The organism is Arthrobacter sp. 210 2 (assembly GCF_059093025.1).
The window spans coordinates 679,981-691,815 of sequence record NZ_JBNHIE010000001.1 but is presented as its reverse complement, the minus strand read 5'-3'; the positions used below and the strand labels follow the sequence as shown (position 1 = coordinate 691,815).

At 65.7% G+C, this 11,835-nt stretch carries 13 protein-coding genes; 7 read left to right on the top strand and 6 right to left on the bottom strand.

Annotated features, from left to right (window positions below; translation table 11 throughout):
• Positions 1–6: 6 nt before the first annotated feature.
• Both AC5RWA_RS03265 and AC5RWA_RS03260 read right to left on the bottom strand, forming a co-directional pair.
• Positions 7–1,392, bottom strand: a complete 1,386-nt coding sequence (locus tag AC5RWA_RS03265; RefSeq protein WP_079596577.1) for a cystathionine beta-synthase — start codon at positions 1,390–1,392, stop codon at positions 7–9.
• A gap of 17 nt (positions 1,393–1,409) precedes the next feature.
• Positions 1,410–1,829 carry a VOC family protein gene (locus AC5RWA_RS03260; protein ID WP_176156827.1) on the bottom strand — a complete coding sequence of 140 codons (420 nt, stop codon included), beginning with the start codon at positions 1,827–1,829 and terminating at the stop codon, positions 1,410–1,412.
• A gap of 151 nt (positions 1,830–1,980) precedes the next feature.
• Here AC5RWA_RS03260 and AC5RWA_RS03255 point away from each other — a divergent pair, with 151 nt between their 5' ends.
• From AC5RWA_RS03255 to AC5RWA_RS03245, 3 genes are all read left to right on the top strand, one after another.
• Positions 1,981–2,979, top strand: coding sequence for a DNA-3-methyladenine glycosylase family protein (locus AC5RWA_RS03255; protein WP_494056546.1), 999 nt, complete (start codon positions 1,981–1,983; stop codon positions 2,977–2,979).
• Positions 2,980–3,092: 113 nt separating this feature from the next.
• Complete coding sequence (locus AC5RWA_RS03250; protein ID WP_494056545.1) at positions 3,093–4,061, top strand: ATP-binding cassette domain-containing protein; 969 nt, start codon at positions 3,093–3,095, stop codon at positions 4,059–4,061.
• Positions 4,061–4,867: an ABC transporter permease gene (locus AC5RWA_RS03245; protein WP_494056544.1), complete on the top strand. Its 807-nt coding sequence runs from the start codon at positions 4,061–4,063 to the stop codon at positions 4,865–4,867. The genes AC5RWA_RS03250 and AC5RWA_RS03245 overlap by 1 nt, the downstream gene beginning before the upstream one ends.
• A 77-nt stretch (positions 4,868–4,944) precedes the next feature.
• Here the strand turns inward: AC5RWA_RS03245 and AC5RWA_RS03240 are convergent, their stop codons facing one another.
• Complete coding sequence (locus AC5RWA_RS03240; RefSeq protein ID WP_494056543.1) at positions 4,945–5,877, bottom strand: type IV toxin-antitoxin system AbiEi family antitoxin; 933 nt, start codon at positions 5,875–5,877, stop codon at positions 4,945–4,947.
• Between the two features lie 133 nt (positions 5,878–6,010).
• Positions 6,011–7,690, bottom strand: a complete 1,680-nt coding sequence (locus AC5RWA_RS03235; protein ID WP_494056542.1) for an AMP-binding protein — start codon at positions 7,688–7,690, stop codon at positions 6,011–6,013.
• 99 nt (positions 7,691–7,789) lie between these two features.
• On the opposite strand from AC5RWA_RS03235, the gene AC5RWA_RS03230 reads away from it, so the two are divergent.
• Complete coding sequence (locus AC5RWA_RS03230) at positions 7,790–8,068, top strand: putative quinol monooxygenase (RefSeq protein ID WP_079596724.1); 279 nt, start codon at positions 7,790–7,792, stop codon at positions 8,066–8,068.
• Between the two features lie 87 nt (positions 8,069–8,155).
• On the opposite strand, the gene AC5RWA_RS03225 is transcribed toward AC5RWA_RS03230, so the two are convergent.
• The gene (locus tag AC5RWA_RS03225) at positions 8,156–8,578 is read right to left on the bottom strand and encodes a thioredoxin family protein (RefSeq protein WP_494056541.1); all 423 of its coding nucleotides are present in this window, start codon (positions 8,576–8,578) and stop codon (positions 8,156–8,158) included.
• Between the two features lie 149 nt (positions 8,579–8,727).
• On the opposite strand from AC5RWA_RS03225, the gene AC5RWA_RS03220 reads away from it, so the two are divergent.
• Complete coding sequence (locus tag AC5RWA_RS03220) at positions 8,728–9,651, top strand: ABC transporter ATP-binding protein (RefSeq protein ID WP_115526318.1); 924 nt, start codon at positions 8,728–8,730, stop codon at positions 9,649–9,651.
• The gene (locus tag AC5RWA_RS03215) at positions 9,648–10,448 is read left to right on the top strand and encodes an efflux permease Rv1217c-related protein (RefSeq protein ID WP_494056540.1); all 801 of its coding nucleotides are present in this window, start codon (positions 9,648–9,650) and stop codon (positions 10,446–10,448) included. The genes AC5RWA_RS03220 and AC5RWA_RS03215 overlap by 4 nt, the downstream gene beginning before the upstream one ends.
• Before the next feature lie 7 nt (positions 10,449–10,455).
• Here the strand turns inward: AC5RWA_RS03215 and AC5RWA_RS03210 are convergent, their stop codons facing one another.
• On the bottom strand, positions 10,456–11,010 hold the full coding sequence (locus AC5RWA_RS03210) for an acyl-CoA thioesterase (RefSeq protein ID WP_494056539.1): 555 nt from the start codon (positions 11,008–11,010) through the stop codon (positions 10,456–10,458).
• A 67-nt stretch (positions 11,011–11,077) separates the two neighbouring features.
• Between AC5RWA_RS03210 and AC5RWA_RS03205 the strand changes: the two genes are divergently transcribed.
• On the top strand, positions 11,078–11,812 hold the full coding sequence (locus AC5RWA_RS03205; protein WP_079596569.1) for a potassium channel family protein: 735 nt from the start codon (positions 11,078–11,080) through the stop codon (positions 11,810–11,812).
• Positions 11,813–11,835 lie beyond the last annotated feature (23 nt).

Here is an 11,835-nt window from a genome sequence, read left to right as displayed (position 1 = left end):
GCAGGTTCAGTTGCTGAGGTAGGCCAGCAGGTCGTGCCTGGTGAGGATGCCCACCGGCGCGCCCACGAACGTGACCATGACGGTGTCCACGTCCGAGAGGAGCTCCCTGGCCGCGGAGATGGTTTCCAGCGATCCGATCACCGGCAGCTTGGGGCCCATGTGTTCGGAGATCTTGTCCGTCAGCTTGGCCTCGCCGCGGAAAAGCTTGGCGGTCAGGGTGCGTTCGTCCACCGCGCCCAGGACCTCGCCCATGACCACCGGCGGTTCCTGCGACAGGACAGGGATGTGGCTGACGCCGAACTCGTTCATGATGTTGATGACATCGCGGACGGACTCGTTCGGGTGGATGTGCACCAGGTCCGGCAGTTCGCCGTTCTTGGACTTGATGACCTCACCCACGGACGTCTCTTCCCCGCCGGAGAGGAAGCCGTAGGAGCGCATCCACTGGTCGTTGAAGATTTTGGCCAGGTAGCCGCGGCCGGAGTCCGGCAGGATGACGACGACGACGGCGCTCTCCGGCAGGTCCCGCGCGGCCTGCAGCGCGGCCACCACGGCCATGCCGGAGGAGCCGCCCACGAGCAGGCCTTCCTCGCGGGCGAGGCGGCGGGTCATGGCGAAGGAGTCGGCGTCGCTGACGGCGATCACCTGGTCCGGGACAGACTTGTCGTAGTTCGCGGGCCACATGTCCTCACCCACGCCTTCGACGAAGTACGGGCGTCCGGTGCCGCCGGAGTAGACCGATCCTTCGGGGTCGGCGCCGATGATCCGGACCAGGCCGCCGTCGGACTCCGGCCTGTCAGCCGAGACCTCCTTAAGGTAGCGGCCGGTGCCGGTGATGGTCCCGCCGGTGCCGGCGCCGATCACGCAGTGGGTGACTTTGCCGTCGGTATCGCGCCAGATCTCCGGACCCGTGGTGCGGTAGTGGCTGGCCGGGGCGGCAGGGTTGGAGAACTGGTCGGGCTTGTAGGCGCCGGGGGTTTCGCGGACCAGCCGGTCCGAGACGCCGTAGTAGCTTTGCGGGCTGTCCGGTGGCACCGCGGTGGGCGTGACCACCACTTCAGCGCCGTAGGCCTGGAGTACGGCGCGCTTGTCCTCGCCCACCTTGTCCGGGACCACGAACACGCACTTGTAGCCCTTCTGCTGGGCCACGAGCGCCAGGCCCACTCCGGTGTTGCCCGAGGTGGGTTCCACGATGGTGCCGCCGGGCTGCAGTCTGCCCTCCCGTTCGGCATCCTCAATCATCTGCGCCGCAATGCGGTCCTTGATGGAACCGCCCGGGTTCAGGTACTCCAGCTTGACCAGGACGGTGGCCTTGACGCCGTCGGTCACGTGGTTGAGTTTGATGAGCGGGGTATTGCCGATGAGGTCCAGGATGGACTGGGCGTACTTCATAGGTACAAAGCTACCGCTTACTGCCCGGTGGCCTGCCCCGCCTGCCCTGCCTCCTCCGGCGGAAGGTTTTCCCACAGGCCCATCACGTTGCCCTCGGTGTCCTTGAAGTACGCGAAGGAGCCCATCCCGGGAATGGTTTCCCTGGGTTTCACCACGGCTCCGCCCATCGATTCAACGGTTTGCAGGGTGGCGTTGATGTCCGGCACGTCAATGGTGATGACCGGGTTCTTGAGGTCCGGTTCCCGGGCCATCAGGCCTCCGTTGATGGCGCCTGCTTCCGTGGGCTGCCCGGTGGACTCGTCCATTGGCGTGGTGACCACCATGTTGTAGTCCATGCCGGGGACGGGATCGATCCGCCAGCCGAGGGCCTCCTGGTAGAACTTCCTGGCCCGCTCCTGATCGTCCGCGGGGATTTCGAAATGTACCACTGCACCCAATGCGCTCACCTGCCGGATTGTAGGAAAGGCGCAGCGATTCCGCGCCACACGGTGGAGTCTAGTCCCGGATGGAGCGTTGGATAAGAGTGTTTTTGCCGGTTGCCGGGGCACGTCCGGCAGCGTTGTCGGCCCCGCGTGGGACGATGGATGCATGACCATCGCAGAGGCACCTCCCCGGCTGGCCGCTGCCGCCGACGTCTCCCTACGCTGGTATCCGGGTGGCCCCTTCAGCCTGGGCCGGACCCTCGGACCACTCCTGCGCGGCACCAGCGATCCGTCGTTCAGCATCCAGGGCGGCGTCATCTGGAATGCATATACGACGCCGGACGGTCCGGCAACGCTGCGGCTCAGCCCGGCGGGCGGTGGCGACGGCCCCAGTGCCGTGGCTGAACCTTTCGTGGACGTCCAGGCGTGGGGTCCGGGTGCTGCCGCCGCAGTGGAGGCAGTCCCACGGCTTCTGGGGGCTGACGATGACTGGCGCGCCTTTGACGAGCCCGCCTTCCACGCCACCCTCCCGCTCATGGTCCGGGAAGCACGGCGCCGGAGCCTGGCCCTGCGCCTTCCCGCGAGTGGCCGCATGGTGGACCAGCTGGTGCCCATCATTCTCGAGCAAAAGGTGACGGTCATCGAGGCGAGGCGGGCCTACCGGTACCTGGTGCACCGGTACGGCACACCGGCTCCGCGGGCCGGCGCCTCCACCCCTGCCGGCCTGGTGGTTGCCCCCACCGCCGCGCAGTGGCTGCAGATCCCCAGCTGGGAATGGCACAAGGCAGGTGTAGGACCCCAGCGCTCGGCAACGGTCATGCGCGCGCTGCGTTCCGCCGTCGCGCTTGAACGCCTGGCAGCCTTGCCGGCCCATGAGGCCTCGGCGAAGATGCAGACCATCCCCGGCATCGGCATCTGGACCGCCGCGGAAGTGGTGCAACGGACGCACGGCTGCCCGGACTCCATTTCCGTGGGTGACTACCATCTGGCCGCTTATGTGGGGGCGGCTTTGACCGGGCGCAGGACTGACGACGCCGGCATGCTCCGGCTGCTGGAACCGTGGACGGGACAGCGGCAGCGCGTGGTCCGGATGATCCAGAGCACCGGCTTCCGCAAACCCACCTTCGGCCCGCGGATGACCATCCAGGACCACCGCCGGCACTAAGGCCCGGCAGAACGTCCTGCCCGGACGGGAATGCGTGGACGGGCACGTCCTGCGGGAGTAGCGTGGCGCAAGGAGCCCGACCCGGAGCCCCGCCCCGCACCTCTGGAGTCAGCATGATCCACACGGAAAAGCTCACCAAGACCTTCACGGTGAAGAAGGAAACAGTAGAAGCCGTCAAGGGCGTCAATATCGATGTTGCCCGGGGCGAACTGGTGGCCTTCCTGGGTCCCAACGGCGCGGGAAAGTCCACCACGCTGCGGATGCTCACCACCCTGCTTCGGCCCACCTCCGGCATGGCCACCGTCGCCGGCGTCAACGTCACCGCGGACCCGGCGGGAGTGCGCGCACGGATCGGGTACATCGGCCAGGGCAACGGCGGAGGGCACAGCTTCCGGGTCATTGACGAGCTGGTGATGCAGGGCCGCTTCTACGGGATGAATTCCGCGGATGCCATGGCCCGCGCGCAGGAGCTGTTGAAATCCCTTGACCTCGCCGAGCTCGCAAAACGCACCGTGGTAAAACTGTCCGGCGGCCAGCGGCGCCGGATGGACGTGGCGCTGGGCCTGATGCATTCCCCGCAGCTCCTGTTCCTGGACGAGCCGTCCACCGGCATGGACCCGCAGAACCGGGCCAATCTGTGGGAGCACATCATGCGGATGCGCGAGGAGAACGGCACAACCATCGTCCTGACCACGCATTACATGGACGAGGCGGATTCGATGTCAGAGCGGGTGATCGTCATAGACCACGGCCAGATCATCGCCGATGACACCGCATCCCGGCTGAAGGCCAACTTGGCAGGTGACCTGCTTGCGGTGGAGGTCGCCGCGGACGCAGCGCCTGACGTGCGGGGGCTGCTGGGGCGTGCTGCAGCGGGCGGCGAGGTACAGGAAAACCGGCTCGACGGCGTGGTGACGTTCCGGCTCCGCCTGCCGGAGGGTGCCCGTCTGGCACCTGCGCTCCTGAAGGAAATGCACGACGCCGGCGCTCCCGCCCAGTCCCTGGAGCTGAAGCCGCCGACCCTGGACGACGTGTTCCTGGAACTGACCGGCCGCAACCTGAGGGAAGGGGCGAACCGCTGATGACTTCGCTCGCCGCGTCAGAGGTCCGGGAGAAGCCCAGCCTCGGCCGGATCCTCCGCGACACCAAATACGTGTTCTGGCGCGAGATGCTGCTGCCCCTGCGGGACCCGTTCTCGCTGATCTTCTCGCTGATCCAGCCGCTGGTGTTCCTGGGGCTGTTCGGTCCGCTGCTGGGAGCGGCCGTGGGCGCGCCGGCATTCGGCGGCCAGTCCACCCTTCAGTGGTTCCTCCCCGGAGTTGTGGTGATGATTGCCCTGTTCGGCACGTCCATGACCGGGTCCAACCTGCAGTATGAACTGATGACGGGCTCCTACGAGCGGATCCTGGCCACGCCGCTGTCCAGGTCGTCGCTGATGATCGGCCGGGCCCTGAAGGAGTGGGCGCCGCTGGTGGTCCAGGGGCTGCTGATAGCCCTGGTGTGCATTCCGTTCGGATTCGTCTTCTACCCCCTGCATGTGCTGATCGGCCTGGTGATCCTGGGGATTTTCGGGATCGGGCTGGGCGCCCTCTCCTACGCCCTGGCGCTCGTGTCGCAGAACAAGGAGTGGATTTTCTGGGGTGTGCAGCAGACGCTGCTGTTCCCGCTGATGATCCTCTCCGGCATCATGCTCCCCATCGAAGCCGGGCCGGCCTGGATGAAGACCGCAAGCCTCTTCAACCCCTTGACCTACCTGGTCAACGCTGAACGGGAACTCTTCGCCGGCAGCTTCGGGACGGACACCCTCCTTGGCCTGCTCGCCGCCTCGGTGACAGCCGCCGTCGGCCTCGCTGTTGGCGTGAAGGCCATCAACCGGAACATCAAGTAACCACTTCTTAAAGCAACGCGGGGTCACTCCTGGCCCAATAGACCCTGGTTTTTGGGCTAAACCTGACCCCGCGTTGTTTAGGAAGAGCGGTTTTGGGAAGAGCGGCGTGCCCGTTTGATCCTGGCGATGAGCCGTTGAAAATCGTCGGCGAGATCGTCTGCGTTCGGCTTGAAGTAGGACCAGCCGGCGTTGATGAAGAATTCGTCGCGCCGGTTGTCGCGTGACTGTTGCTCCCGGGAGCGGTGATGTTCGCCGTCGTACTGTACGGCGATCCGGTACTTCCGGTACCCAAGGTCGGCTGCCGGCGATCGTGGATCATCGGGGTCAAGGCGCAGCTGCAGTTCCGGCTCGGGCAGGTGCGCGTCCAGCAACGCCAGCCGAAGAAACGTCTCCGGAAAGGAATCAGACCCCACCCGCATCTCATCAATGGCCAGGCGCGCCTTCTCCACCCCCTTCATGTTGGGATGTTGCCGGATCAGCAGGCGCAGCCCGTCCTTGTAGGCAAACGGCGCGCTGCGGGACTCCAACTCCGGCCGCGGAATCCGGATCAGCTGGTCGCCCATGGCCACGAGGTATTTCAGGGGCAGCTGGTGCGCCAGGTCAAGCCATGTCCTGGCAGGCCCGCTGACCCTGATTCCGTCCACCTCCACGACTTCACCAGGAATCACATGCACGCGGTGACCGATGATGCCGGACCGCCGAACACGCGGCAACCCGTGCGGCTTACTGAGGTGGATCCGCGGCTCGATGCCCAGCCAGGGAGGAAGTCCCAATCCCGATAGGATGGCCGCTGTCTCGTGGGAAACCCAGGCATCCGGGGTTGCCGCGCAGAGCACACGGGCCCGCTCGGCCAGGTCAAGATCCCGCCCCGCATGGGCTCGAATCAGCCGGCCCGAACCAACCAGGTCCTTGGCGCGCAAGCGCTTTTGTGTAACGCCAAGGTCGCGTGCCTGATAGATCGTAAAAGGCTGCTTGGCGAGAGTCTCGGGAAGTGGCCTGGCAGTAACCATGGCAACAAGTGTGCACCCCCGAAGGAACACATTCTGGAGTTATCCACAGGTATAGGCGCACCCACCCAACCCGGGGTCAGATCCGGCCCGAAGAGACCCCGGTTTTTGGGCCAGATCTGACCCCGCGTTGCAGTTAGAGCCCCAGCCGGGCCACGGCTTCCTCGCGCATCTCCACCTTGCGGACCTTTCCGGACACCGTCATCGGGAAGCTGTCCCACACCTCGACGTAGCGCGGGATCTTGTAATGCGCCAGGTGCCCGCGGCAGAACCCGGCAACGGCATCGGAGTCCAGGAGCGTTGCCCCGGGTTTGAGGATGATGCAGGCCATCAGCTCCTCGCCGTACTTTTCGTCCGGGACACCGATCACCTGCACGTCCTGAATGGCCGGGTGGGTATAGAGGAACTCCTCGATTTCCCGCGGGTAGATGTTTTCACCGCCGCGGATCACCATGTCCTTGATCCGGCCCTCGATGATCACAAATCCTTCATCGTCCATCCGGGCCAGGTCTCCGGTGTGCATCCAGCCGTCCGCGTCGATCGCTTGGGCGGTCTTCTCCGGCTGGTTCCAGTACCCGGCCATGACCGCATAACCGCGGGTGAGCAGTTCACCGATCTGCCCGCGTCCCAGGACCTCACCGGAGGCAGGATCCACGATCTTGTTCTCCAGGTGCGGCATGGTCCGGCCCACCGTCTCCGTCCGGTGCTGCAGCGTGTCCCCCTGCCGCGTCATCGTGGAAACCGGCGACGTTTCGGTCATGCCGTAGCAGATGGCCACATCCTTCATGTTCATGTCGGAAATGACCCGGTTCATCACTTCGATGGGGCACAGCGAGCCCGCCATGACGCCGGTGCGGAGGGTGGACAGGTCGTATGAGGCGAAGTCCGGGAGGGCGAGCTCGGCGATGAACATGGTGGGCACGCCGTACAGGGACGTCCCGCCGAAGTCCTGCACCGCCTCCAGTGCTGCCGCCGGCGAAAATCCCCGCCCGGGAATGATGGTGGCCGCGCCGTGGCTCAGCGCGTTCAGATTCCCGATCACCATGCCGAAGCAGTGGTAGAACGGCACCGGGATCACTACCCGGTCATGCTCGGTGTAGCCCAGCAGTTCCCCGATGGCGTAGCCGTTGTTCAGGATGTTGTGGTGGGTCAGGGTGGCGCCCTTCGGGAAGCCTGTGGTGCCGGAGGTGTACTGCAGGTTGATGGGGTCGTTCGGGCTCAGTTCCGCCATCCGGGCCTTAAGTAGGGAATGCCCGACGCCGTCCGCCCTCTTCAGCAGTTCGGCGTACGTCAGTTCCGCGTCAGTGAGTGGTGTCGCGCCGTCGTCGCGCACGTCGCCTCCGGGCGCCGGGAGAAACACGAGTTCGCGCAGCCCGGGGCACTCGGCAAGCGCATGGCGGGCCATGCCCACGTAGTCGCTGTTCCGGTCCGACGGCGCAGTCACCAGCATCCGCATGCCGTTCTGCTTCACCACGAACTCGAGCTCATGGCTGCGATAGGCGGGGTTGACGTTCACCAGGATGGCGCCGGCCTTGGCAGTGGCATACTGCAGCAGCGTCCACTCCGCGCAGTTGGGGCTCCAGATTCCCACCCGGTCCCCTTTGGCGATGCCCACGGCGAGGAGCGCACGGGCCAGCCGGTCGACGTCGTCGTTCATCTTGGTGTAGCTCCAGCGCCGGGCGTCCGCACCCGGCACCGGCCCCGCCTCGATCAGGGCGTCGTGGTACGGAAACCGCGCCACAACCCGCTCAAAGTTCGCTCCGATGGTCTCTTCGAGCAGTGGAACGTCAGTGTCCCCGGCTGTATAAGCACGCATGGTGGCACGCTACCAACACGTCCCCGGCAAAAGAAGCATTCAGGCGGGCCCGGCGCAACAGAACCTGGGGAGGGGCAGGAGGCCGGTATTGTGAAATCCATGAGTGCACCCATCGACCTGCAGGCAACGTTCATCCCCAACGACGGCGAGTTTTTCCGCGTGAAGCTCGCCCTGGAAATCGCCATCGACGAGGTGGTGAACGAGCCGGGCTGCATCCGCTACGAACTGACGGAAGCCACCGAGGAGAAGCTGGTCCTGACCGAGCAGTGGGCCTCCGAAGAGGATCTGGACAAGCACTCCAAGGGCATCGCCGTGCAGGACCTGAACGAATCGTTGAGCGCACTGCTCGCCGAGCCGGTCAAGGTGGAACGTATCTAGCCCTTAAACCAAAAACGCGGGGTCACTCCGCGCCCACAGAACCGAGGTTATTGGGCGCGGTGTGACCCCGCGTTGCTTTTGGAGGGGTTAGAGATCCGGGATCTGGGAGCCGTCCTGCGGCCCGGCCGGTTTGCTGGCGGCTGCGGCTTCCTCCCGCTGGCGTGCCACGTGGGCGTGGACTTCTTCCATGTCCAGAGCCTTCACGGCGTCCACCACCTGTTCGAGCTGCTGGGCGTTCAGTGCGCCGGGCTGCGAGAACACCAGCACCTTTTCGCGGAATGCCATCAGTGTGGGGATGGACGAGATGCCGGCCTCTGCGGCGAGCTGCTGCTCAGCCTCCGTGTCCACCTTGGTGAAGAGGACATCCGGGTGCTTCTCGGAGACAGCCGAGTAGGTGGGGCCAAACTGCTTGCAGGGACCGCACCATTCAGCCCAGAAATCGACCAGGACAATGTCATTGCCTTCGATGGTTGATGCGAACTGTTCACCGGTGATGTCAAGGGTAGCCATGAGTCAACGGTACGCGGGACGCCCCGTGATTGTCGCGGCTGTTCGCTGCCCGCGTCATTGGGAATAACCGGCGCCTGCTCGTATACAGCGGGTCGCTGGGGGCCTAGTCTGGGGGTCATCAGCGTTGCCTGCCGCATCCAGGAGGGCCTATGGCCACCGTAATTTCGGCCCGGTCCCTGACCAAGAGTTTCGGCCGCCGGGAAGTGCTGCATGGCGTTGACTTCACGGTACCGGCCGGTTCCGTCTTCGGCATGATCGGTCCCAACGGTGCCGGCAAGACCACCACAATGCGCTGCCTGCTGGACATCATTCGTCCCTCAGCTGGCGAAATCAGGGTTCTGGGCAGTGATCCCCGTGCCGGCGGCCCGGAGCTGCGGCGCAGGATCGGTTACCTGCCAGGAGAGCTGTTCCTGGAGGGACGGGTGACGGGCCGCAAGCTGCTGGCCCATTACCAGGCGATCAGCGGCCCTGTCCCGCGTGGCCGGGTGGAGGAACTGGCGGAACGGCTAACGCTGGACCTGGACCGGCACACCCGCAAGCTGTCCAAGGGCAACAAGCAAAAGCTCGGCCTTGTGCAGGCCTTCATGCACCAGCCCGAACTGCTTGTGCTGGATGAGCCAACCAGCGGCCTGGACCCGCTGGTGCAGCAGGAATTCCATGCGATGGTGCGCGAGGCCCGGCACCGCGGGCAAACCATCTTCCTCAGCTCCCATGTCCTCAGCGAGGTCCAGCAGACTGCGGACACAGTTGCCATCCTCCGGGACGGACGCATCATTGCCGTCGAATCGGTCAGCGGACTGCGCGAAGGGGCCGTGCGCCGCGTCCGCCTCACGGCCACCGGCATCGGAAAGCACGACGCCGTTGCGCTGCTCAGTGGGGTTCCCGGCGTCGGGCAGGTGGAGATGCTTGAGTCCGACGGCGCTGTCACGCTGTCGGCCACATTGGAGGGTGCCATCCAGCCGCTGGTCCGGGTGCTTGCTTCGCTTGAGCTGACGGACCTTGTCCTCGACGAGCCTGACCTGGAGGAAGCGGTACTGAAGATGTACGCCGGGCCCCGGGGGGATGCCCGGTGACAACCACCCTGCCCTTGTTCCGCCGGTCCTTCTTCGACACCTGGCGCTCCACCCTCGGCTGGGCGGCCGGACTGGCAGCTGCCGCCTTCCTCTACCTGCCGCTGTACCCCTCCATCGGCGGCAGCGCTGAGATGCAGGACATGATCGATGCCCTTCCGTCCGAGATGACCAAGGCCCTCAACTACGACCAGATCGCCACCGGCCCCGGCTACACGCAGGCCACACTGTTCGGGCTGCTCGGCTTCCTGCTGATGACCATCGCGTCCGTGGCCTGGGGCGCGGCTGCCGTGGGCGGGGACGAGGAGTCCGGCCAGCTTGAGCTGACCTTGGCCCACAGTGTGAAGCGGGTCCAAGTGGTCCTTGAGCGGGCCCTCGCCCTGCTGCTGCGGGTGGTGCTCCTGGCAGGCCTGGTCTTTGTCCTGGTGCTCCTGCTCAACGGGCCGTCCCAGCTGGGCATAGAGCCAGGAAACCTGTTGGGCGCCACGGTCCTCTTCGCCGGCCTGGCCCTGCTCAGCGGCACCGCCGCCCTTTGCGCGGGCGCCGTGACCGGCCGAAGGACCTATGGACTGGCCGCCGGGGCTGCCGTCGGTGTGCTGGGATATGTCTTCAATGCCGTCGGGCGGCAGAGTAAGGACGTGGAGTGGCTGCTGAATCTCAGCCCGTACCACTGGGCCTACGGGAACTCACCGGTGGCAAACGGTGCCGACTGGGCGGCAGCCGGGTGGCTTTGGAGCCTTTCTGCCGCGCTCGTGGCGCTTGCCGCCGTCGGGCTTGAACGGCGAGACGTGGGGGCCTAGCAACCCGTCAGGCGTTGCTCCCCCAGGCGTGCGGCGCCGGCGTCCGGCTGCCTGGCAAAGCACTCGCAGCCCGCCACTCGTGGATCCATTCCGGCAGCACCAGATCCAGAGGAGGCTCGCCGAACTCCTGAAGGATTTCCTCCTGGCTGACCGGCCCTGCCTTGGTGACCAGGCGGGTGGCGATGTAGGCACGCGCGTAAATTTCGCCGTCGGACACCATCCGCTGTTCGAAGTAGATGGCTTTGGCGTCCAGCCCGATGATGCGGGTCTCAATGGTGTACTGCTGCCACAGCTGCAGTGACTTACGGAAGGCGATGGTTTCAGCCGAAACCACCGGTCCCCAGCCGCGCCGGCGCATCCGCTTCCACACCCCGCTGCGCACCATGAGGTCGAAACGGCCCAGGTCCATCAGCGACAGGTACATGCCGTTGTTGACGTGCAGGGCGATGTCGATGTCCGTGGGCAGGACGCGCAGGGGAAGCGATGAGCTGTCCCAGACAGCCAGCGGCTGCCGCCGGGCCGAACGGAACAGCATCAGAAGGGTTCTCAGGAGCAGGTGCATCCCCCAATGCTACCCGCCGGTAACATTGGCCGGCAGGCGGCAGGTCCGCCCGCGTAGGATTTCCTGCATGACGCAACAACGCTACCGGGACCGGGCGGACTGGCCGCTCACGGTCACTGCGCTCGTCTTCCTGGGTGCCTATGCGTGGCAGGTGATCGGCCGCGTCGAAGGCAGCGCGGCATTGTGGCTTGAGGGCGTGATGTGGGTGACGTGGGGCATCTTTGCCCTGGACTACGCAGCCAACCTTTGGCTCTCCACCGACCGCTGGGACTGGTTCGTCCGCAACCTCCACGAGCTGCTCATCGTGGCCCTGCCGCTGCTCCGCCCGCTGCGGCTCCTGCGGCTGGTGACGCTGCTGTCCGTGCTGCACCGGACACTGGGCGATACGCTCCGGGGCCGCGTGGTCACCTATGTGGCCGGTTCCGCGGCGATGCTGGTGTTCGTGGGGGCACTCGCCGTCCTGGACGTGGAGCAGTCAGCGCCGGACGCGAAGATCGTGACTTTCGGTGATGCGCTCTGGTGGGCCATGACCACCATCACCACAGTTGGCTACGGCGATATGTACCCGGTGACACCCATCGGCCGGATGGTCGCCGCCGCGCTCATGATGAGCGGCATCGCCGTCCTGGGTGTGGTCACGGCATCCATCGCGTCCTGGCTGGTCCAAAGGGTGGAGGACACCGCCGAAACCACCGCCGACGCCATGGAGGAACCGATCCGGGAGGAAGTGGCAGATCTCGTGGCCGAAATTACCTCGCTTCGCCGGGAAATTGCAGAGCTTAAGGAACAGCGCGCACTGTAGGCCGCTTCCTTGCCGGACCAGCT

Coding starts and splice junctions, on each gene's coding strand:
- AC5RWA_RS03265 (WP_079596577.1), bottom strand. CDS start 1,392: ATGAAGTACGCCCAGTCCATCCTGGACCTCATCGGCAATACCCCGCTC.
- AC5RWA_RS03255 (WP_494056546.1), top strand. CDS start 1,981: ATGACCATCGCAGAGGCACCTCCCCGGCTGGCCGCTGCCGCCGACGTC.
- AC5RWA_RS03250 (WP_494056545.1), top strand. CDS start 3,093: ATGATCCACACGGAAAAGCTCACCAAGACCTTCACGGTGAAGAAGGAA.
- AC5RWA_RS03245 (WP_494056544.1), top strand. CDS start 4,061: ATGACTTCGCTCGCCGCGTCAGAGGTCCGGGAGAAGCCCAGCCTCGGC.
- AC5RWA_RS03240 (WP_494056543.1), bottom strand. CDS start 5,877: ATGGTTACTGCCAGGCCACTTCCCGAGACTCTCGCCAAGCAGCCTTTT.
- AC5RWA_RS03235 (WP_494056542.1), bottom strand. CDS start 7,690: ATGCGTGCTTATACAGCCGGGGACACTGACGTTCCACTGCTCGAAGAG.
- AC5RWA_RS03230 (WP_079596724.1), top strand. CDS start 7,790: ATGAGTGCACCCATCGACCTGCAGGCAACGTTCATCCCCAACGACGGC.
- AC5RWA_RS03225 (WP_494056541.1), bottom strand. CDS start 8,578: ATGGCTACCCTTGACATCACCGGTGAACAGTTCGCATCAACCATCGAA.
- AC5RWA_RS03220 (WP_115526318.1), top strand. CDS start 8,728: ATGGCCACCGTAATTTCGGCCCGGTCCCTGACCAAGAGTTTCGGCCGC.
- AC5RWA_RS03210 (WP_494056539.1), bottom strand. CDS start 11,010: ATGCACCTGCTCCTGAGAACCCTTCTGATGCTGTTCCGTTCGGCCCGG.
- AC5RWA_RS03205 (WP_079596569.1), top strand. CDS start 11,078: ATGACGCAACAACGCTACCGGGACCGGGCGGACTGGCCGCTCACGGTC.